Source organism: Franconibacter daqui (assembly GCF_014644275.1).
GTDB lineage: Bacteria > Pseudomonadota > Gammaproteobacteria > Enterobacterales > Enterobacteriaceae > Franconibacter > Franconibacter pulveris.
In genome coordinates this window covers 1,876,372-1,895,209 of sequence record NZ_BMKJ01000001.1, presented here as the reverse complement: position 1 = coordinate 1,895,209, position 18,838 = coordinate 1,876,372, and the positions used below count along the sequence as shown (strand labels likewise).

Genomic DNA, 18,838 nt, shown 5'->3' with positions numbered 1-18,838 from the left:
CCGGTTCCGCCGGCGTTTTTTATGGGCGCAAACTTAAGAGAGAGTGATTTGAATTATCAGATGATTACCACCAATGAGGCGCTCTTGCAGCTTTGCGAGGCGGCTCGTCGTTTTCCGGCGCTGGCGCTGGATACCGAATTTGTCCGAACCCGTACCTATTACCCAATGCTTGGCCTCATCCAGCTTTACGATGGCGAGACCGTAGCGCTTATCGACCCGCTCACCATCACCGACTGGGCGCCGTTTCAGGCGCTATTGCAGGATGATGCAGTCACAAAATTCCTGCACGCGGGCAGCGAAGACCTGGAAGTGTTTCAGAACGCTTTCGGCATGATGCCGCAGCCCTTTATTGATACCCAGGTGCTGGCCTCTTTCGTTGGCAATCCGCTCTCCTGCGGCTTCGCTACCCTTGTTGAGAAATATACCGGCGTGGCGCTCGACAAGAGTGAATCGCGCACCGACTGGCTGGCGCGCCCGCTGACGGATCGCCAGTGCGACTATGCCGCCGCTGACGTCTGGTATCTGTTGCCCATTGCGCGTCAGCTGATGGATGAGACTGCCGAAGTGGGCTGGCTGGAAGCGGCGCTGGAAGAGTGTCGCCTGATGGTGCTGCGCCGCAGCGAAACGCTGGACCCGGAAGAGGCCTGGCGCGAAATTGGTAACGCCTGGCAGCTTCGCCCGCGCCAGCTCGCCTGTCTGAAGTTGCTGGCGGCATGGCGGCTGCGTAAAGCGCGCGAGCGTGACCTGGCGGTAAACTTCGTGGTGCGTGAGGAACACTTGTGGCAGGTGGCGCGCTATATGCCTGGCTCCCTTGGCGAACTCGACGGTCTGGGGCTCTCCGGCAGCGAAATCCGCTTCCACGGCAAAACGCTACTGGCGATGGTGAGCGAAGCGCAGGCGCTGCCTGAAGAGGCGCTGCCTGCGCCGCTGCAAAATCTGGTTGATATGCCGGGCTATCGCAGCGCTTTCAAAGCCATCAAGGCGCTGGTGCAGGAGATAAGCAAGGCGAAAGGCGTAAGCGCGGAACTGCTTGCTTCCCGTAGGCAAATTAACCAGTTGCTTAACTGGCACTGGCAGCTCAGGACGCAAACTATGCTGCCGGAATTAATCAGCGGCTGGCGGGAAAAATTAATGGGCGATGAAATTAAGACGCTGCTGCAGGAATATGTGCGGTAAAGCTGTATATATTTCCAGTCAATGAGCGCGTTCCGAAAATTACATTTTTAGCAACGCGTAAACCCGGTCAGAAATTAAAAAGCCCTGGATAAAACCCCAGGGCTTTTTTTTATTTCGACTCTTCCGCTTCCGGCAGCGTTACGTTGAGCTCAAGCACCGAAATATCGTCGCCTTTTTGATCGAGCTGGACCGTAACCATTTCTGGATCAATCTGTACATATTTACAGATGACCTCAAGAATATCCCTTTTCAGCTGCGGTAAATAATGCGGCTCGGCGTCGCTGCGTCGACGTTCAGCCACGATTATTTGCAGTCGTTCTTTCGCGATGTTCGCGGTACTCTTTTTTCGTGAGAGAAAAAAGTCTAGTAAAGCCATGAGTTATCCTCCGAACAGGCGTTTGAGGAAACCTTTCTTCTCTTCTTCAATGAAGCGGAAAGGGCGTTCTTCTCCCAACAGACGTTCAACGGTATCGGCGTACGCTTTGCCTGCGTCCGAGGCGGTATCCAGAATCACCGGCTCGCCCTGGTTGGAGGCGCGCAGCACAGATTGATCTTCCGGAATCACCCCAACCAGCGGAATGCGCAGGATCTCCAGCACATCTTCCATGCTCAGCATATCGCCTTTGCTGACGCGGCCCGGGTTGTAACGGGTCAGCAGCAGATGTTCTTTAATCGGATCGTGGCCGTTCTCGGCGCGGCGAGATTTGGAGGCCAGAATGCCGAGAATACGGTCTGAATCGCGTACCGAGGAGACTTCCGGGTTGGTGGTAATCACAGCTTCGTCCGCGAAGTAAAGCGCCATCAACGCGCCGGTTTCGATGCCGGCCGGGGAGTCGCACACGATAAAGTCGAAATCCATCTTTTGCAGATCGTCCAGGACCTTCTCCACCCCTTCACGCGTCAGCGCGTCTTTGTCGCGCGTTTGCGACGCCGGGAGAATGTAAAGGTTGTCGGTCCTTTTGTCTTTAATCAGCGCCTGATTAAGTGTGGCATCGCCCTGGATAACGTTAACGAAATCGTATACGACACGGCGTTCACATCCCATGATCAAGTCAAGGTTACGCAGACCAATATCGAAATCGATAACAACGGTTTTTTTTCCCTTCTGGGCCAAACCCGTAGCGATGGCCGCGCTGGAGGTGGTTTTGCCAACGCCCCCTTTACCTGATGTAACTACAATAATGCGTGCCATAAAGGAATTCCTTGTGAAAAGGGCTTAAATCAAAGGTTGAACAGACAAAGCGCCCTCAGCCAGTCTAAGGCGGGCGGCTTTGTTATAAAATTCGGCCGGGATCTGCTCGCTCAGCCAGTATACCCCTGCGATAGAAACCAGTTCCGCCGCAAGGCTTGTGCAAAAAATTTGCGCTTCTCGCTCGCCGCTGGCGCCTGCCAGCGCGCGTCCTCGCATCATGCCGTAGATATGGATGTTGCCATCGGCGATGAGCTCCGCACCCGCGCTGACGTGATTAGTCACAATTAAATCAGAATGCGGGGCATAAATACGCTGACCAGATCGGACTGGCGCATCAATAATTCGCGTTTTTGTGATGGGAGTAACAACGGGTTCGACGGGGATTTCAGGCACGGCAGGCTGCGCCGCCCGGGCCTTCTCTTTACCTTCATTCAGCAAAGCGATGCCGGCGCGAGCAATCTCCGCTTTCAGCGTGTCGTCCTTACAGCCGCTGAAGCCCACCAGATGCAGCCCGCTTGCCTTCACGGCGCGATAGATTTGCTGCCAGTCCACCGGCCCTTCCAGCCCGGCGATATTCACAACCACAGGCGCGTTTTTCAAAAAAGCCGGTGCCTGAGCTATTTTGTCTTCCAGCGCTTTGCGAATAACTTCCGGGTGAGCGTCATGCAAATGAACCACTGATAACGTGAAACTGCTGCCTTTAAGCTCGATGGGCGTGTTTGACATCCTGGCCTTACTCAATTCAGTTTTAACCACCCACCGAGGTGGGATGATATTCCGTAGCACGTCAGGCATGTTATAGTCCCCGTTATATTGAGGCAAGTCACCATCTGGCTAAACAGAGTAAAAACATGTTTTGTGTGATCTATAAAAGTTCCCGTCGCGAACAGACTTATCTGTATGTTGAAAAAAAAGACGATTTTTCGAAGGTGCCGACAGAATTAATGCAAAGTTTCGGCACACCCATAATGACAATGCTATTGCCATTAGACGGACGGAAAAAATTAGCGCACGCCGATCTTGATAAAGTAAAACAAGCGCTTCAGGAGCAGGGCTATTATTTGCAATTGCCGCCGCCGCCAGAAAATTTGTTGAAAGCGCATCTCGAAGCGCAAAAAAAAGCCTGACCCGCTCCGACGCCGCGTTTTGCGGCGTCGGCCGTTTTCGCCGTTTGTTTTTTCCTCTCTCTATACTGAATCCTGTTACGCTTTGAAACATTGACTCGCGCCCGGCGGGCGGAGATAGTCATTTTTCGGACAATGAGCTCGATTCAGGGGAAAGACATGTACCAACATCATAACTGGCACGGCGCGCTGCTTGATTTTCCGGTGAGCAAAGTGGTCTGTGTAGGCAGCAACTATGCCAAACATATTAAAGAGATGGGCAGCGCCACGCCGGAAGAGCCGGTGCTGTTTCTGAAGCCGGAAACCGCGCTTTGCGATTTGCGCCAGCCGCTGGCGCTGCCGCAGGGGCTTGGCGATGTGCATCATGAAGTGGAACTGGCCGTACTTATTGGCGCGACGCTTAAGCAGGCCACGCCTGAACATGTCGCTAAAGCGATTGCCGGTTACGGCGTGGCGCTGGATCTGACCCTTCGCTCTTTGCAGAGCAAAATGAAAAAAGCGGGCCAGCCGTGGGAAAAGGCGAAAGCGTTTGATAACTCGTGCCCGGTTTCAGGGTTCATCCCGGTGGCTGAATTTCAGTCCGATCCGCAAAACACGCCGCTAAGCCTTATCGTTAACGGCGAAACGCGCCAGAACGGCACAACCGCTGACATGATCCACAAGATTGTGCCGCTGATTGCCTACATGAGCCGTTTCTTTACGCTGCGCGCAGGCGACGTTATCCTCACCGGCACGCCGGAAGGGGTAGGGCCGCTCGCCAGTGGCGATGAACTGGAAGTGCGCTTCAATGGCGAAAGCCTCAGTACTCGCGTGCTGTAATCTTCTGCCGCCCGCAGGGGCGGCAAAACTTGCATCAGGCGTCCATACTGTTTATAAGGTGCAGCTGAATTTGCTTTGCGGACACCGGTATGAACGAAACGCCTTTCTGGCAGCAAAAGAAACTGGACGAAATGAGCGACGCGGAGTGGGAATCTCTCTGCGACGGCTGCGGTCAGTGTTGCCTGCATAAACTGATGGATGAAGATACGGATGAAATTTATTTCACCAACGTCGCCTGTCGTCAGCTTAATATCAAAACCTGCCAGTGCCGTAACTATGAGCGTCGGTTCGACTTCGAGCCTGACTGCATCAAACTGACGCGGGAAAACCTGCCGACCTTTGAGTGGTTGCCGCCTACCTGTGCCTACCGCCTGTTAGCCGAAGGCAAAAATCTGCCGCTGTGGCACCCGCTGCGCACCGGTTCGAAAGCCGCTATGCACGCTGAGCGCATCTCCGTGCGCCATATCGCGGTAAAAGAGTCGGAAGTGACTGACTGGCAAGATCACATACTCAATAAGCCCGACTGGGCTGAATAACCTTTTCCCGCCTGCGCTTTCACGCTGAGAGCGCAGGAAGTACCACCCACCGCCTGCGTTCTCATCCGAACGCGCGATATCACCGCCTCCTCGGTTTCGTTATTAAAAAGAGACGGGCCAGACGGCCTTTTTTGCGCCATCGCTACCTGCAAGGTAGTGGTTTTGTCTCGTCTGAAACGACGCCAGGGCGTCATTTTCAGACCAACGCGAGTGATATCACAATGGCTAAAGCCGAAGCTCTGACTCCGCTTGAGTTCTGGAAGATCCACGAAGCGCTGCTCAGTCACAACACTACCTATTCTGACCTCTGGTATTTTCTCTACCATGCGCCGTTAAAAATTGGTGAAGTGCTGACGCTGACCTTCGATGATATTGAAAACAGCCGCATCCGGGCCGATGAGAAGCGCGGGAATCGGGCGCTGGCCTTAAATGAAGCAGCGATGAGCGTTATCACTAAACGCCAGAAGCGTTACCCGCAAGATGTTTATCTATTCCAGAGCCACTCCAACCGCGTAAAGGCGCAGCCGAAGGCGATTACCATCATCGCTTTTAACGCCGCGCTGCGCCAGGCGGCGGCAAAGGTGACGACGAAAAATGTCAGCAGCCAGAGCGCGCGCAAAACGCGAGCCATGCAGCTGTTGACCCAAGGGGCGGATCTGGAATTTATCAGCGTAATGCTTAACCACCATGACGCCGCCTATACGCGGGCGTGGCTGGGCGCTGATGAGGAAAAGACGAAGGCGGCGTGAAGTAAAAAGAAAAGGCCGCCGGAGCGACCTTTTCTCTTATTTTTTAGTCGGGGTCGGTTTTTTATCCCCGGACTCCGGCGCGTCGTTTGGGTTATCTTTTTCGACGTTAAGTTTGTAAGCTCGCATCTGTCCTCCTGTCATTATCAAGGTTCACTTCAGTGTAGGACGGCTTCGCCGCAACAAGCCAGGCGGCAATGAGCACTCCAGGAATCATCCGGCTCCATCCTGCGCAAGATGCAGACTTACCTCACGCCGCCTTAATCGCCTGAAAGACAAAAAGCTGCTGCCAGACCAGCCGGCTATCCGCCTGACGGGGATAGCCGGCGGCAAAAAGATTAGAAGCGGCCGAAAAGGTCGCGTTTTTTAGGTTTGAAAAACTGCGCGATAACCACCAGCGCCGCCACCAGCAGATAAGCGGCGAAAATAACCATCAGCCACTGCGGCATTTCAAGCGACAGGAAAGACCACTGGCGCTCTGCGCAGTCGCCGCTTGCGACAAACACCTGCGGCAGCCATTTATCCAGCGGCAGCCACGTCGGGAACCGCGCGGCGAAATCACAGGTAGCGAACGGGGAAGGGTGCAGCTGAACCATGGTGTGCTCATAGGAGAGCATCAACCCTTTCACGGCGCTGTAAAGCCAGATAAGGATAGCCACAAAACGCAGCGGCGTTTTCGGCGCGATGGCGCCCACAAGCCCGGCGCCCATTACGCCAAACAGCGCGCATCGTTCATAAATACACAAAACACAAGGCTTCAGCATCATGACATGCTGGAACCACAGCGCCACCATTTCGAGCGCAAAAGCGGTCAATGCTAACAGCAGCCAGGCGCCGCGTCCTCGTGAGCATTGGTTTAAAAATCGCAACATAGTTATTTCCCTGCAGGATGCGTTGAACGGGCAGTGTAAACCAATTCATTTTCCGCGCCACTAGCGTAGCGAAAAAATAGAGATAAGAGCCTGCCCGTAAGGGAAATTTTGGGCCCTAAAGGGCCCAAAAATTACATCGATGGGGTGGATATCCACTGATGCGCCAGCAGCCATTCGGTGAAGGGCGTCAGCGGGTAAGCCACGCACAGCAGCCCGACCAGCGTTAGCACAAGGGTATAGGGCAGCGCCATCCACACCATCCGGCCATAGGAGAGACGGATAAGCGGCGCCAGCGCTGAGGTAAGCAGGAACAGAAACGCCGCCTGGCCGTTCGGCGTGGCGACCGAAGGCAGGTTGGTGCCGGTATTAATCGCCACCGCCAGCAGCTCAAACTGCTTCACGTCGATAACCCCCTGCTGCAGCGCGTTCTTCGCTTCGTTGATATAAACGGTGCCGACAAAGACGTTATCGGAAATCGACGACAGCAGGCCGTTAAAGAGATAGAAAAGCGAAAGCTGCGCGTGAGGCGAGGCGTCCAGCACAAACTGGATAATCGGCGCAAAAAGATGCTGGTCGATAATCACCGCCACAACGGCGAAGAAGACCGTCAGCAGCGCGGTAAAAGGCAGCGCTTCGGTAAAGGCTTTGCCGATCGCGTGCTCGTCAGTCACGCCGCAAAGCGCGGTGGCGAAAATAATGACGGAAAGCCCGATAAGTCCTACCTCCGCCAGATGAAGCGCCAGCGCAACGATAAGCCATACGGCGATAACGCCCTGCACGAGAAGCCGCACGCGATCCTGCGGGCTGCGTTTGCGCGCGCTCTCCTGATCGTAGTCACGCAGAATCGTGCGCACCTCTTCAGGCAGCGTAGCGCCATAACCAAAGGTTTTGGTTTTCTCCAGCAGAACGCAGGTCAGCAGGCCGCAAAGCAGCACCGGCACGCTCACTGGCGCCATGCGCAGCAGGAAATCAACAAAGCTCCAGTCCGCCGCTTTGGCGATTATCAGGTTCTGCGGTTCCCCTACCATAGTCATAACACCGCCAAGCGCGGTGCCGACGCCAGCGTGCATCATCAGGCTGCGCAGAAAGGCGCGGAATTGTTCCAGGTCTTCCCGTTGCTGCTTGTCGATGTTGGAATCATCAAGCAGATCCTGATGCTCATCGCGTGAAGAGGCAACCCGATGATAAATGCCGTAAAAACCGACCGCGACGCTAATCACTACCGCCACAACGGTCAGCGCATCGAGGAACGCGGATAAAAACGCGGCGGCGAAGCAAAAAGAGAGCGAGAGCAACGCTTTAGAACGAATGCCAAGCAACAGCCTGGTAAAAATCAGCAGCAACAGCTGCTTCATGAAATAGATGCCCGCGACCATGAAGATAAGCAGCAGGATCACCTCTAGATTGTTGGCCAGCTCTTCACGGACATGATTGGGCGTGGTCATCCCAATCATCACCGCTTCAATGGCCAGCAGCCCGCCTGGCAGCAGCGGATAGCATTTCAGCGCCATCGCCAGCGTGAAAATAAATTCGGCCACCAGCATCCAGCCAGCGATAAAAGGGTTAACCCAGAACACCAGCGGGTTGAGTATCAAAAACAGAAGCAGCGTCAGCTTATACCAGTTCGGCGACTGGCCGAGAAAATTGCGGTAAAAGGCGCGGCTGAATGACATTTCCATGCGTAGTCCTTGCAGTAACAGCAGATCTTTTTTGAAGGGAGAAGAGTAACGGCCCACGCCTGGTCAGGCAACTGTGAAAGCCCGACGGTAATTAGCAAAAAGTAAACCAGGATCCCTTTTTTCACCAGCTGCTGCGCTATCTGTGCTAAACCTCATCTGGTATGATGAGTGAATTTTGCATAGGTGTAATGGAAATCGCATTATGGTTATAAAGGCGCAGAGCCCAGCGGGTTTCGCGGAAGAGTACATTATCGAAAGCATCTGGAATAACCGTTTTCCTCCCGGTTCTATTCTGCCTGCTGAACGCGAACTCTCTGAACTTATTGGTGTAACACGCACAACGCTGCGTGAAGTTTTACAGCGCCTTGCTCGGGATGGCTGGCTGACTATTCAGCACGGCAAGCCGACGAAGGTTAATAATTTCTGGGAAACCTCGGGGCTTAACATTCTGGAAACGCTGGCGCGTCTCGATCACGAGAGCGTGCCGCAGCTTATCGACAACCTGCTGTCGGTGCGCACCAATATCTCAACCATTTTTATTCGCACCGCGCTGCGGCTTCATCCCGATCAGGCGCAGCAGGTGCTCGCCACGGCCAGCGAGGTGGAAGACCACGCGGATGCGTTTGCAGAGCTGGATTACAACATTTTCCGCGGTCTGGCTTTTGCTTCAGGCAACCCCATTTACGGCCTCATACTGAACGGCATGAAAGGGCTGTATACCCGCATCGGGCGCCACTATTTTTCAAGCCCCGAAGCGCGCAGCCTGGCGCTCGGTTTCTACCATCATCTGGCGAAGTTGTGTGACGCAGGCGATTACGAAGCGGTTTACAATGTAGTACGCGCCTACGGTCGCGACAGCGGGGAAATCTGGCACCGCATGCAGAAAAACCTGCCGGGCGATCTGGCGATGCACAGTCGCTAAGCGCAGACAGTAAAAAGGCTTCCTTCGGGAAGCCTTTTTCGCGTTACAGGCTGTTGAGCCGTGGCGGGCAGCGCTCCAGCAGCTCGATGCTGCCGTCTTCGTTCTGCTGCTCCAGCATAACGTCAAACCCCCACAGCCGATGCACATGCTTGAGCACTTCCCGACGGCCCCGGTCCAGCGGCGCGCGGTTATGAGGAATGTAGCGCAGCGTCAGCGAACGGTCGCCGCGCAGGTCGACGTTCCACACCTGGATATTCGGCTCAAGGTTGCTCAGGTTGTACTGCGCCGAGAGCTTGTTGCGGATCTCCCGATAACCCTCTTCATTGTGAATAGCGGAAATTTCCAGGTAGTTATTACGGTCATCGTCCAGCACCGTAAACAGGCGGAAATCACGCATCACCTTCGGCGACAGGAACTGGCTGATAAAGCTCTCGTCTTTGAAATCGCGCATGGCGAAATGCAGCGTGTCGAGCCAGTCGGAGCCGGCGATGTCCGGGAACCAGTATTTATCCTCTTCCGTCGGCGACTGGCAGATGCGCTTGATGTCCTGGAACATCGCAAAGCCCAGCGCATAGGGATTAATGCCGTTGTACCACGGGCTGTTGTAAGGCGGCTGGAACACCACGTTGGTGTGGCTGTGTAAAAACTCCAGCATAAAGCGCTCGGTCACTTTGCCTTCGTCGTACAGGTGATTAAGGATGGTGTAGTGCCAGAACGTGGCCCACCCTTCGTTCATCACCTGCGTCTGTTTTTGCGGATAGAAATACTGGCTGACTTTACGCACGATGCGCAGGATCTCACGCTGCCAGGGCTCCAGAAGCGGTGCGTTTTTCTCCATAAAATAGAGCAGGTTTTCCTGCGGCTCGGAAGGATAACGGCGCGCCGCTTCTATCGTTTTCTCCTCTTCACGACGCGGCAGGGTGCGCCAGAGCATATTCACCTGGCTTTGCAGATACTCTTCGCGGCTCTTCTGCCGCGCTTTCTCCTCCTGCAAAGAGATTTTCTGCGGGCGTTTATAACGATCCACGCCGTAGTTCATCAGCGCATGACAGGAGTCGAGCAGTTTTTCCACTTCCACTACGCCGTAGCGCTCTTCGCATTCGGTAATATAGTTGCGGGCGAAGATGAGGTAATCGATTATCGAGCTGGCGTCAGTCCAGCTGCGGAACAAATAGTTGTTTTTAAAAAAGGAGTTGTGACCATAGCAGGCGTGCGCCATTACCAGCGCCTGCATGGTGATCGTGTTCTCCTCCATCAGGTAGGCGATACAGGGGTTTGAGTTAATCACAATTTCATAGGCCAGCCCCTGCTGCCCATGTTTGTAGAGTCGCTCCGTTTCAATAAACTTTTTACCAAATGACCAGTGGGGATAGTTAATCGGCATGCCGACGCTTGAATAAGCATCCATCATCTGCTCGGAGGTAATGATTTCAATCTGATGCGGATAGGTTTCCAGCCGGTAGAGTTTCGCTACGCGGTCAATCTCGGCGAGATAGGTATCCAGCAGATCAAACGTCCAGTCAGGTCCATCGCTCAGACGTCGGGTATCCTTGGTGGTGGGATCAGTTACGGTAGCCATAGCGCGCCCTCATTGTTAGCGGCCCTCGTCTGGAGAAGGGCCTCATTTCAAGCATAGAACACAGCGGAAAATTGAACGACGCGCCAAAATTTTTTCTACGCGATTTTGCGATCCCGGCTATCGGAAAAAAGCGGCGTCGGCAGCATTTTATCTTGTCGCTAATCTAACCGAAGCAGGACCTTCTGAATCTCAACCGCCTGTGCTGGTGGGAAAAGGTGTGAAATGAGTCACCATAAAAAAGCCATATGTTGAATAACATTTTCATCCAGGTTATCAATTTGTAAGCAGTTAATTATTCTTCAATCTGGAATCGGAGTGATTATGCATGTAGTCGTGCTGGGAAGTGGGGTAGTGGGCGTCACCAGCGCCTGGTATTTACGACAGGCAGGCCATGACGTAACGGTAATCGACCGCGAGCCCGGCCCGGCGCTGGAAACCAGCGCCGCCAACGCCGGACAGATCTCCCCCGGTTACGCCGCGCCCTGGGCGGCGCCTGGTGTGCCGCTGAAAGCCATTAAGTGGATGTTCCAGCGCCACGCGCCGCTGGCGATAAGCCTCGACGGCACCCGTTTCCAGCTCCAGTGGATGTGGCAAATGCTGCGCAACTGCGACACCCGCCACTACATGCAGAATAAAGGCCGCATGGTGCGCCTGGCCGAATACAGCCGCGACTGTTTAAAAGCGCTGCGTGAAAGCACCGGCATTCAGTACGAAGGACGTCAGGGCGGCACGTTACAACTTTTCCGCACCGCTCAGCAGTATGAAAACGCTTCGCGGGATATCGCAGTACTGCAAAGCGAAGGGGTGCCTTATCGTCTGCTGGAATCCGCCCAGCTGGCGGAAGTGGAGCCGGCGCTCGCGGGAGTCGCCCACAAGCTGACCGGCGGTTTACAGTTGCCTAACGACGAAACCGGCGACTGTCAGCTTTTCACCCAGCGACTGGCGAAAATGGCCGAAGAGGCGGGCGTGGTGTTTCGCTACAATACCCCCGTGGACCGCCTGCTTTATGAAGGTCAGCGCATTTACGGCGTGAAATGCGGCGAAGAGGTGGTAAAAGCGGATGGCTACGTAATGGCTTTCGGCTCGTATTCCACCGCCATGCTGAAGGGCATTGTCGATATCCCGGTTTATCCGCTCAAAGGGTATTCGCTCACCATTCCGGTGGCGGAAGAGAGCGGCTCGCCCGTCTCCACGGTGCTTGACGAAACATACAAAATTGCTATTACCCGCTTCGACAACCGGATCCGCGTGGGCGGCATGGCGGAAATCGTCGGTTTCAACACCGAACTGCTGCAACCGCGCCGCGAAACGCTGGAGATGGTGGTGCGCGATCTCTATCCGCGCGGCGGTAAAATTGAAGCGGCGCAGTTCTGGACAGGGCTGCGGCCGATGACGCCGGACGGCACGCCGGTGGTGGGCCGCACGCCGTTTAAAAATCTCTGGCTTAACACCGGTCACGGTACGCTTGGCTGGACCATGGCCTGTGGCTCCGGGCAACTGCTGAGCGACCTGATTTCCGGGCGCACCCCCGCCATTCCGTTTGACGATCTCGGCGTGGCGCGCTATCGCCCGGACTTTACGCCATCTTCTTCGCATCGCCTGCACGGCGCGCATCAGTAACCTAAGGAGCAAGCATGTCACGTCCCATCGTCGCGAGTCTCGACCTGCAGGCGCTGCGTCAAAACCTGCAGGTGGTGCGCCGCGCCGCGCCGCATTCTCGCGTCTGGTCGGTGGTGAAGGCCAACGCATACGGCCACGGACTGGATCGCGTCTGGTCCGCGCTCGGCGCCACGGACGGTTTCGCGATGCTGAATCTGGAAGAGGCTATTCTGCTGCGCGAGCGCGGCTGGAAAGGGCCTGTCCTGCTGCTGGAAGGCTTTTTCCACGCCGACGAGCTGGCGCTGTTTGATAAATATCGCCTGACCACCAGCCTGCACAGCAACTGGCAGGTGAAGGCGCTGGCGAACGCGAAGCTTAACGCGCCGCTGGATGTGTACCTGAAAATCAACAGCGGCATGAACCGACTCGGCTTTGCCCCGGAGCGGGTGCACAGCGTCTGGCAGCAGCTGCGCGACATTAAAAACGTCGGCCAGCTAACGCTAATGGCGCACTTCGCCGACGCGGATAAACCCGACGGCATCGACGAGCCGATGCGGCGCATCGGGCAGGCGGCAGAGGGCATCGACGCCCCGCGCTCGCTCGCCAATTCCGCCGCCACGCTCTGGCATCCGCAGGCCCATTTCGACTGGGTTCGCCCGGGCATCGCGCTGTATGGCGCTTCGCCGAGCGGGCAGTGGCGGGATATCGCCACCAGCGGTTTGCAGCCGGTGATGAGCTTAAAGAGCGAGATAATCGGCATTCAAAACCTGAAAGCGGGCGAGACGGTCGGATACGGCAGCCGCTACCGCGCAGACCAGGAGCGGCGCATCGGCATCGTCGCCTGCGGTTACGCCGACGGCTACCCGCGCCAGGCGCCGGACGGCGCGCCGGTGCTGGTCGATGGCGTACGCACAGGCATTGTCGGCACTGTCTCAATGGATATGCTGGCGGTAGATTTAACGCCCTGTCCGCAGGCGGGCATCGGCAGTCCGGTGGAGCTGTGGGGCAACGCCATCAAGGTTGATGACGTGGCAAGCGCGGCGGGTACGGTGGGCTATGAACTGCTGACGGCGTTAGCGCCGCGTGTGCCGGTGGTGACAGTGTAACTTTTGCTGTTCAGGCTTACAGGGAAACCTGCCGGTTTCCCTTTTTCTTTTATGGCCCTGTTAATAACGGGCCGTTCTCTCCCGCAACTCCGCCTGTAAAAAGCTTTCCAGCGCGTTCAACGCCGGCGCCAGCAGACCGATGGCGTAAAGGGAATGGCCTAAGCGCTGTTGGTTCTGCGCGCCTGCCTCTTCCACGCGGGTCGGGTTGCTGAGCGTTTCGCCCAGCAAAGCCAGGCAGTGGCAAAGCCCGGCGTGGGTCTCCTGGCAACACTGCATCAGTTGCAAACACTCCGCGTTGCTCATCTGCGCAAAGCTGATGTTCACCAGCGCCGAAGCCATGTCCGAAAAGTGGATATCGCCGCCAGCGCTTATTTCCTGATATGGGTTCGTGTTAACATCCGTCGTAGCCATAACATTAATCCTTGTAATGATGTGGTCAGAAGCCCTTTGATGCGCCTACATCTCTGGGCTTCGCTCTTTGGTGATTCATTTTTTAATACAGTGTAATTACAACGCAAAAGCGGGTCATCCGTCATCATCATGTCCACAGAAAAAACCAAAACCGACCAGTATCAGATTCGGTTGTCTCCTGCGTTCCGCGCCCAGCTGGAAGAGCAGGCGCGCAAAGAGGGGGACCATTCGCTGGCGACCTGGATCAAGCGCACCCTGCGTAAAGCGCTGCTGGCGAACGGCATCGAGCCAAAAGGCTAAGCGCTTCCCGGTCATGCCCCGTACCTTACGCGCAGACAAAAAAAGAGGGTCGTCAGACCCTCTTTGTTATTTACGGCGCGGCGCTTCTGGCGGCTGTCAGGATTCCGCTTCGTCCTCGACGATTTTCAGGCCGATGCGGCGGATCTGGTTGTTTTCCTTCTCCGCCACCGTCCAGGTGACGCCCGCGAAATCAATCTGGTCGCCCACCACGGGAGCGGCCCCAAGCTGGCGCAGCACCATCTCGCCAATCGTCTGCTCGGTGTCTACCGATTCCTCCGGCTCCAGCCCATAGATAAAGGCCACGTCGGCAAGCTTCGCATCCGCTTCCAGAATAAAGTCGCCGAAGAAGCGCTGGTCGAGCGCCACGGGCGGCGACTGGCTAAAGAGCTTGCCGAGCGCCGGCAGGTCGCGCTCGCGGCCAATCACGCACAGCACGTCGTCTTCCTGCAGCCGGGTGCTGCCGGTGGGGTGCATCAGCTGATTATCGCGAAACAGCGCCGCAATGCGCGTCTCTTTCGGCATATGCAGGTCGCGCAAGGCCGCGCCCACGCACCATTTGTCGGCGCTGAGCTGGAAGATAAACTGCTCCCACGGGTTTTCCGGGTGAATATCCAGCCCGACGCGGGAGATGGGACGACCCGCCTCCGGCACCACCACTTTGGTTTTTTTCGCCGCCCAGCCAAGCGAGGTGCCCTGAAACAGCAGCGACACCAGCACCACGAAAAAGGCGATGTTGAAAAAGAGGTTGGCGCGGTCAAGGCCCGCCATCATCGGGAACACCGCCAGAATGATTGGCACCGCACCGCGCAGCCCAACCCAGCTGATAAACACGCGCTCGCGCAGGTGAAAGCCTTTAAACGGCAGTAGCCCGGCGAACACCGAAAGCGGACGGGCGATAAAAATCATCCAGATGGAGAGCAGCAGCGCCGGAATGGCGATAGGCAGCAGATCCGACGGCGTAACCAGCAGGCCGAGCACCAGGAACATGCCAATCTGCGCAAGCCAGGCCAGCCCATCAAAGGTTTGCAGAATGCCATAACGGTTGCGAATAGGGCGGTTGCCGAGCAGAAAGCCGCAGAGGTAAACCGCCAGAATGCCGCTGCCGTCCATCGCGGTGGTCAGCGAGAAAATCAAAATGCCGCCGCTTAACGCCAGCAGGGGGTAAAGGCCGGAAGGCAGCGGGATGCGGTTAATCATCTGCTGCAGCAAGTAGCCGCCGCTCAGGCCAATCACAATGCCTAAGCCAAACTGGCGGATGATATCGACGATAAACATCCAGCTCAGGCCAGTCTCATGCTTTTGAATCATTTCAATCAGCGTGATGGTGAGAAACACCGCCATCGGATCGTTGCTGCCTGACTCCATCTCAAGCGTCGAGCTGACGCGCTCGTTAAGCCCTTTGCCGCCGAGCAGCGAGAAGACCGCGGCGGCGTCGGTTGAACCGACAATCGCCCCAATCAGCAGCCCTTCGACTAAATCGAGGTGAAACAGCCAGGCGGCGGCGACGCCGGTTAACCCGGAGGTGATAAGCACGCCGACGGTGGCGAGCGAAAGCGCCGGACCGAGCGCCACGCGCAGCGACTTTGCTTGCGTGCGGATGCCGCCGTCAAGCAGGATCACCGCCAGCGCCAGGTTACTTATCAGATACGCGAAAGGATAGTTATCAAACGGAATGCCGCCAACGCCATCCACCCCCGCCAGCATGCCGATAGCGAGGAAAATAACGAGGATAGGTATGCCAAGACGGGATGAAAAAGAACTCAATAAAATACTGCAGGTTACTAAAACGGAACCCAAGATAAACAAACTGATAATCGTCCCGGCGTCCAAAGTTGCTGGTCTCCTTCTGAGGTTCGTGGTGAATTAAAACCGTAACATAATTATGTCGGGTCAATTTGAATAATTAGCCTGCTGAATGGTTTTTTTCTACATTATTTAGTACGGGATGACCGCTCAGCGTAAGCCGCGCCTGCTTGCCGTCGTGCGCCAGCTCGCCCCAGGCGCCGAGCGGCAGCGTTACGGTTTCCTGCTCGTGGCCGAAGGCCAGTCCCGTTACTATCGGCACGCTGATGCGCTCGCGCAGCAGGGCGATGGCGGCGTCGAGATCGTAACCGCAGTCATAGTCGTTGGGCTTCGCCGCCGTAAAGCTGCCGAGGATAATCGCCCGCTGACGGGAAAGAATGCCTGCGTGATGCAACTGCAGCAGCATGCGCTCTACGCGGAACGGGTGTTCGTTGATATCTTCCACCACCAGAATGCCGTCCTGAATGTCAGGCAGCCACGGCGTGCCGATAAGCGACGCCAGCATCGCGAGGTTGCCGCCCCAGACTTTGCCCTGCGCCTCGCAAGGGGCCGCGTCGCTTTCCCATTGCAGCGTAAAGCGCGGCGCCGTCAGCGCCTGCCAGAAGTGGCGCCAGGTAAAATCGTTCATCTCCGGCGCGCCGAAGTTTCCCGCCAGCATCGGACCGCTAAAGGTAATGACATCGCCTGCGGCCAGCAGACCCAGTTGGATAACCGTGAAGTCGCTGTGGCCGCAAATCAGCAGCGGGTTGCGCTGCTGGCGCGCCGCCAGCGCGGCGAAATCCAGCCGCTCAAGCAGACGGCTCGCCCCGTATCCGCCGCGTACGGCCAGCACAATGCGTTCACTTTCAGACAATTCCGCCAGCGCCTGTAAATCAGCCAGACGGCAGTCGTCGGAACCGGCGAAGCGCTGAGCGCGACGGCGAATGACCCCCTGATTTTCCACGCGATGGCCCGCCTGTTCGAGAAACGCTACGCCGCGCGTGGCCGCCTCCTGATTAATGCAGTAACCCGACGGCGCTATCAGATGAAAAACGGACATGGCAAATCCTTGCTGAATTCAGATGTGAAACCGTTATCATGCCGCTAACCTTGTCGGTTGTCATCCGCAGCGCCGTGCCGCAGATGGCCTGTTTTTAACATGGAAAGGGAATAACGCGTGAAATTGAGATGGTTGATTATCCTTGTGCTGGTGCTGGCCGGATGCAGCAGCACTTCTGACTATAAAAACCCGCCGTGGAATGCCGAAGCGCCGACAAAGCGCGCCATGCAGTGGCTGCCGATAAGCCAGCAGGCGGGGCAGGCGTGGGGCGTCAGCCCGCGGCTTATCACGGCCATCATCGCCGTGGAGTCGGGCGGCAACCCAACGCTGGTGAGCAAATCCAACGCGGTAGGGCTGATGCAGCTTAAGGCCTCCACCGCCGGGCGCGAGGTCTACCGCTATATGGGCTGGCAAGGCCAGCCTTCCACCAGCGAGCTGAAAAACCCGGAGCGTAACATCTCCATGGGCACCGCCTACCTGAGCATTCTGGAGCACGGCGTGCTGAAGGGCATTGAGGACCCGGAAGTCATGCAATACGCGCTGGTGGTCTCTTACGTTAACGGCGCAGGCGCGCTGCTGCGCACCTTCTCCTCAGATCGTAAAGCGGCGATAGAAGAGATTAACGATCTCAGCCCGGATGAGTTTATCGAGCATGTCGCGAAACATCACCCGGCGCCGCAGGCTCCGCGCTACCTCTGGAAGATCCAGCAGGCGATGAACGCCATGTAATCAGCGCACCCGGCTCGCTTTTTCGCGGGCCGTCCGCTCAAGCGAGAAGATAATCCGCTGCAATTCCCGCTCCACCGCCGGGCTGACGTTGAGAAACCGAAAGCTCAGGCGGGGAGTGGACACCGTCTCGTTCTTACTGCCCACCACCGTGCGCTCGGAAACCGAAATCAGCTGGGCGTCGAAGCGAAACTTGCCAAACTCCAGCAGATCCATATCGATTTGCGAGAACATCGCACCCGCTTCAAGCCCTGCCGGCAACGGGCCTTCCACCAGCGCGCCCATGCCGCCAAGGGACAGATCCTGCAGGCGAAAACGCAGCAGCTTGCCGTCCGGCAGTAACGCGCGACAAAAGTAGAGCGGCTGCACCGGCGCGCTAATGCGGAAATACTCGCGGCGCTGGACAAACCAGAGCGAAGAGGGCAGCGGGGTGACGAAAGCGGGCAGCCCCTGGTAATCCTGCACAGAGAGCGGCGGCAGCGCGAACTCTACCTTGGCGCCCTGGGTCTCGGCCACAAAGACGATGGCGCTGGCTCTCTGCACCGCCTGGTTTTCCAGACTCTGGCTGCCAAAATCGAGCACCAGCTGCTCCCGCGTGACGTCCAGTATGCGGCTGATGAACTGCCCGTTAGCCCAGGAAAGACGCACCGGCACCTGGCTTTTTTGCAGGTCGCGCAGCACGCCAAGCACCGCAAGGGGATTTTGCTTCAGAAACTGCTCACTGTAATTACTCACGTCCTGTTCTTCCTCGAATTCTGACAGAGTGATATGCACGGTTATCGGCGTGCTGAGAAAAATCTTAATACACGCGCCGTTTTTTTTTCTCGCAGCGTTACGCGATCACCTAATCCACCCTTTTTTGATTTAGTGCCTATACTTGAAGTACTTGCCCGCGGCGCACTGGCTTTGCCGCAGGCGTTTTTTGCAACACAACCTAAGAGGATGGAGAAACTATGGGTATCCTGGCGTGGATTGTATTTGGTCTTATCGCAGGCATTATCGCTAAGCTGATTATGCCTGGTCGCGATGGCGGCGGTTTTATTCTCACCTGCGTACTGGGTATTGTCGGCGCCGTGGTTGGCGGCTGGCTCGCGACCCTGTTTGGCATTGGCGGCGATGTCACGGGCTTCGACCTAAGGAGCTTCCTCGTGGCCGTAGTGGGCGCCATCGTGGTGCTGGCTATCTTCCGCATGGTTCGTCGCCACTAAT

General features: G+C 56.5%; 22 protein-coding genes. 11 read left to right on the top strand and 11 right to left on the bottom strand.

The features are described from left to right. Window positions 1–60 precede the first annotated feature (60 nt). A complete protein-coding gene (rnd, locus tag IEX01_RS08960; RefSeq protein ID WP_188723745.1) occupies window positions 61–1,176 on the top strand; it encodes a ribonuclease D in 1,116 nt (371 codons plus the stop codon). Between the two features lie 109 nt (window positions 1,177–1,285). On the opposite strand, the gene minE is transcribed toward rnd, so the two are convergent. From minE to minC, 3 genes are read right to left on the bottom strand one after another with little or no spacing between them, the layout of a single operon-like run. Continuing rightward, entirely contained in the window at window positions 1,286–1,552 is a 267-nt protein-coding gene (minE, locus tag IEX01_RS08955) for a cell division topological specificity factor MinE (protein WP_024554730.1), read from the bottom strand. Between the two features lie 3 nt (window positions 1,553–1,555). Further along, window positions 1,556–2,368 (bottom strand): septum site-determining protein MinD, encoded by an 813-nt coding sequence (gene minD, locus IEX01_RS08950; RefSeq protein WP_029591826.1) that lies wholly within the window; start codon window positions 2,366–2,368, stop codon window positions 1,556–1,558. Between the two features lie 24 nt (window positions 2,369–2,392). Next, window positions 2,393–3,094 carry a septum site-determining protein MinC gene (minC, locus tag IEX01_RS08945; RefSeq protein WP_188723694.1) on the bottom strand — a complete coding sequence of 234 codons (702 nt, stop codon included), beginning with the start codon at window positions 3,092–3,094 and terminating at the stop codon, window positions 2,393–2,395. A 125-nt stretch (window positions 3,095–3,219) separates the two neighbouring features. On the opposite strand from minC, the gene IEX01_RS08940 reads away from it, so the two are divergent. From IEX01_RS08940 to IEX01_RS08925, 4 genes are all read left to right on the top strand, one after another. Then, window positions 3,220–3,495 carry a YcgL domain-containing protein gene (locus IEX01_RS08940; protein ID WP_024561563.1) on the top strand — a complete coding sequence of 92 codons (276 nt, stop codon included), beginning with the start codon at window positions 3,220–3,222 and terminating at the stop codon, window positions 3,493–3,495. A gap of 156 nt (window positions 3,496–3,651) precedes the next feature. Further along, window positions 3,652–4,311 (top strand): fumarylacetoacetate hydrolase family protein, encoded by a 660-nt coding sequence (locus tag IEX01_RS08935; RefSeq protein ID WP_024555719.1) that lies wholly within the window; start codon window positions 3,652–3,654, stop codon window positions 4,309–4,311. An 89-nt stretch (window positions 4,312–4,400) separates the two neighbouring features. Beyond that, entirely contained in the window at window positions 4,401–4,847 is a 447-nt protein-coding gene (ycgN, locus tag IEX01_RS08930; RefSeq protein WP_024555718.1) for a cysteine cluster protein YcgN, read from the top strand. 221 nt (window positions 4,848–5,068) lie between these two features. Next, entirely contained in the window at window positions 5,069–5,596 is a 528-nt protein-coding gene (locus IEX01_RS08925; protein ID WP_024555717.1) for a tyrosine-type recombinase/integrase, read from the top strand. A gap of 36 nt (window positions 5,597–5,632) precedes the next feature. On the opposite strand, the gene IEX01_RS21565 is transcribed toward IEX01_RS08925, so the two are convergent. The 3 genes from IEX01_RS21565 to nhaB form a co-directional block, all read right to left on the bottom strand. Beyond that, window positions 5,633–5,722, bottom strand: coding sequence for a hypothetical protein (locus IEX01_RS21565; protein WP_229701823.1), 90 nt, complete (start codon window positions 5,720–5,722; stop codon window positions 5,633–5,635). A 209-nt stretch (window positions 5,723–5,931) separates the two neighbouring features. Next, on the bottom strand, window positions 5,932–6,465 hold the full coding sequence (gene dsbB / locus IEX01_RS08920) for a disulfide bond formation protein DsbB (RefSeq protein WP_024555716.1): 534 nt from the start codon (window positions 6,463–6,465) through the stop codon (window positions 5,932–5,934). Window positions 6,466–6,596: 131 nt separating this feature from the next. Beyond that, window positions 6,597–8,144, bottom strand: a complete 1,548-nt coding sequence (nhaB, locus tag IEX01_RS08915; RefSeq protein ID WP_188723693.1) for a sodium/proton antiporter NhaB — start codon at window positions 8,142–8,144, stop codon at window positions 6,597–6,599. A 202-nt stretch (window positions 8,145–8,346) separates the two neighbouring features. Between nhaB and fadR the strand changes: the two genes are divergently transcribed. After that, window positions 8,347–9,066 (top strand): fatty acid metabolism transcriptional regulator FadR, encoded by a 720-nt coding sequence (gene fadR / locus IEX01_RS08910; protein WP_024561561.1) that lies wholly within the window; start codon window positions 8,347–8,349, stop codon window positions 9,064–9,066. A gap of 43 nt (window positions 9,067–9,109) precedes the next feature. Here the strand turns inward: fadR and IEX01_RS08905 are convergent, their stop codons facing one another. Next, on the bottom strand, window positions 9,110–10,645 hold the full coding sequence (locus IEX01_RS08905; RefSeq protein ID WP_024555713.1) for a SpoVR family protein: 1,536 nt from the start codon (window positions 10,643–10,645) through the stop codon (window positions 9,110–9,112). A gap of 321 nt (window positions 10,646–10,966) precedes the next feature. On the opposite strand from IEX01_RS08905, the gene IEX01_RS08900 reads away from it, so the two are divergent. Both IEX01_RS08900 and dadX read left to right on the top strand, forming a co-directional pair. Then, window positions 10,967–12,265, top strand: a complete 1,299-nt coding sequence (locus IEX01_RS08900; RefSeq protein WP_188723744.1) for a D-amino acid dehydrogenase — start codon at window positions 10,967–10,969, stop codon at window positions 12,263–12,265. A 14-nt stretch (window positions 12,266–12,279) separates the two neighbouring features. Next, entirely contained in the window at window positions 12,280–13,350 is a 1,071-nt protein-coding gene (gene dadX / locus IEX01_RS08895) for a catabolic alanine racemase DadX (RefSeq protein ID WP_024555711.1), read from the top strand. A gap of 60 nt (window positions 13,351–13,410) precedes the next feature. Here the strand turns inward: dadX and IEX01_RS08890 are convergent, their stop codons facing one another. Further along, entirely contained in the window at window positions 13,411–13,761 is a 351-nt protein-coding gene (locus tag IEX01_RS08890; RefSeq protein ID WP_188723692.1) for a hypothetical protein, read from the bottom strand. A gap of 129 nt (window positions 13,762–13,890) precedes the next feature. Between IEX01_RS08890 and IEX01_RS08885 the strand changes: the two genes are divergently transcribed. Beyond that, window positions 13,891–14,061 carry a hypothetical protein gene (locus IEX01_RS08885; protein WP_167541508.1) on the top strand — a complete coding sequence of 57 codons (171 nt, stop codon included), beginning with the start codon at window positions 13,891–13,893 and terminating at the stop codon, window positions 14,059–14,061. Between the two features lie 96 nt (window positions 14,062–14,157). On the opposite strand, the gene IEX01_RS08880 is transcribed toward IEX01_RS08885, so the two are convergent. Together IEX01_RS08880 and ldcA are read right to left on the bottom strand one after the other, a co-directional pair. After that, complete coding sequence (locus tag IEX01_RS08880) at window positions 14,158–15,891, bottom strand: potassium/proton antiporter (protein WP_024555709.1); 1,734 nt, start codon at window positions 15,889–15,891, stop codon at window positions 14,158–14,160. A gap of 73 nt (window positions 15,892–15,964) precedes the next feature. Next, entirely contained in the window at window positions 15,965–16,903 is a 939-nt protein-coding gene (ldcA, locus tag IEX01_RS08875; RefSeq protein WP_048888650.1) for a muramoyltetrapeptide carboxypeptidase, read from the bottom strand. 117 nt (window positions 16,904–17,020) lie between these two features. On the opposite strand from ldcA, the gene emtA reads away from it, so the two are divergent. After that, window positions 17,021–17,632, top strand: coding sequence for a membrane-bound lytic murein transglycosylase EmtA (gene emtA, locus IEX01_RS08870; protein ID WP_024555707.1), 612 nt, complete (start codon window positions 17,021–17,023; stop codon window positions 17,630–17,632). Here emtA and ycgR read toward each other — a convergent pair whose 3' ends face one another. Beyond that, window positions 17,633–18,364 (bottom strand): flagellar brake protein YcgR, encoded by a 732-nt coding sequence (ycgR, locus tag IEX01_RS08865; protein ID WP_024555706.1) that lies wholly within the window; start codon window positions 18,362–18,364, stop codon window positions 17,633–17,635. Between the two features lie 218 nt (window positions 18,365–18,582). Here ycgR and IEX01_RS08860 point away from each other — a divergent pair, with 218 nt between their 5' ends. Then, window positions 18,583–18,837, top strand: a complete 255-nt coding sequence (locus IEX01_RS08860; RefSeq protein WP_024555705.1) for a GlsB/YeaQ/YmgE family stress response membrane protein — start codon at window positions 18,583–18,585, stop codon at window positions 18,835–18,837. Window position 18,838: the final 1 nt, after the last annotated feature.

Coding starts and splice junctions, on each gene's coding strand:
- rnd (WP_188723745.1), top strand. CDS start 61: ATGATTACCACCAATGAGGCGCTCTTGCAGCTTTGCGAGGCGGCTCGT.
- minE (WP_024554730.1), bottom strand. CDS start 1,552: ATGGCTTTACTAGACTTTTTTCTCTCACGAAAAAAGAGTACCGCGAAC.
- minD (WP_029591826.1), bottom strand. CDS start 2,368: ATGGCACGCATTATTGTAGTTACATCAGGTAAAGGGGGCGTTGGCAAA.
- minC (WP_188723694.1), bottom strand. CDS start 3,094: ATGTCAAACACGCCCATCGAGCTTAAAGGCAGCAGTTTCACGTTATCA.
- IEX01_RS08940 (WP_024561563.1), top strand. CDS start 3,220: ATGTTTTGTGTGATCTATAAAAGTTCCCGTCGCGAACAGACTTATCTG.
- IEX01_RS08935 (WP_024555719.1), top strand. CDS start 3,652: ATGTACCAACATCATAACTGGCACGGCGCGCTGCTTGATTTTCCGGTG.
- ycgN (WP_024555718.1), top strand. CDS start 4,401: ATGAACGAAACGCCTTTCTGGCAGCAAAAGAAACTGGACGAAATGAGC.
- IEX01_RS08925 (WP_024555717.1), top strand. CDS start 5,069: ATGGCTAAAGCCGAAGCTCTGACTCCGCTTGAGTTCTGGAAGATCCAC.
- IEX01_RS21565 (WP_229701823.1), bottom strand. CDS start 5,722: ATGCGAGCTTACAAACTTAACGTCGAAAAAGATAACCCAAACGACGCG.
- dsbB (WP_024555716.1), bottom strand. CDS start 6,465: ATGTTGCGATTTTTAAACCAATGCTCACGAGGACGCGGCGCCTGGCTG.
- nhaB (WP_188723693.1), bottom strand. CDS start 8,144: ATGGAAATGTCATTCAGCCGCGCCTTTTACCGCAATTTTCTCGGCCAG.
- fadR (WP_024561561.1), top strand. CDS start 8,347: ATGGTTATAAAGGCGCAGAGCCCAGCGGGTTTCGCGGAAGAGTACATT.
- IEX01_RS08905 (WP_024555713.1), bottom strand. CDS start 10,645: ATGGCTACCGTAACTGATCCCACCACCAAGGATACCCGACGTCTGAGC.
- IEX01_RS08900 (WP_188723744.1), top strand. CDS start 10,967: ATGCATGTAGTCGTGCTGGGAAGTGGGGTAGTGGGCGTCACCAGCGCC.
- dadX (WP_024555711.1), top strand. CDS start 12,280: ATGTCACGTCCCATCGTCGCGAGTCTCGACCTGCAGGCGCTGCGTCAA.
- IEX01_RS08890 (WP_188723692.1), bottom strand. CDS start 13,761: ATGGCTACGACGGATGTTAACACGAACCCATATCAGGAAATAAGCGCT.
- IEX01_RS08885 (WP_167541508.1), top strand. CDS start 13,891: ATGTCCACAGAAAAAACCAAAACCGACCAGTATCAGATTCGGTTGTCT.
- ldcA (WP_048888650.1), bottom strand. CDS start 16,903: ATGTCCGTTTTTCATCTGATAGCGCCGTCGGGTTACTGCATTAATCAG.
- IEX01_RS08860 (WP_024555705.1), top strand. CDS start 18,583: ATGGGTATCCTGGCGTGGATTGTATTTGGTCTTATCGCAGGCATTATC.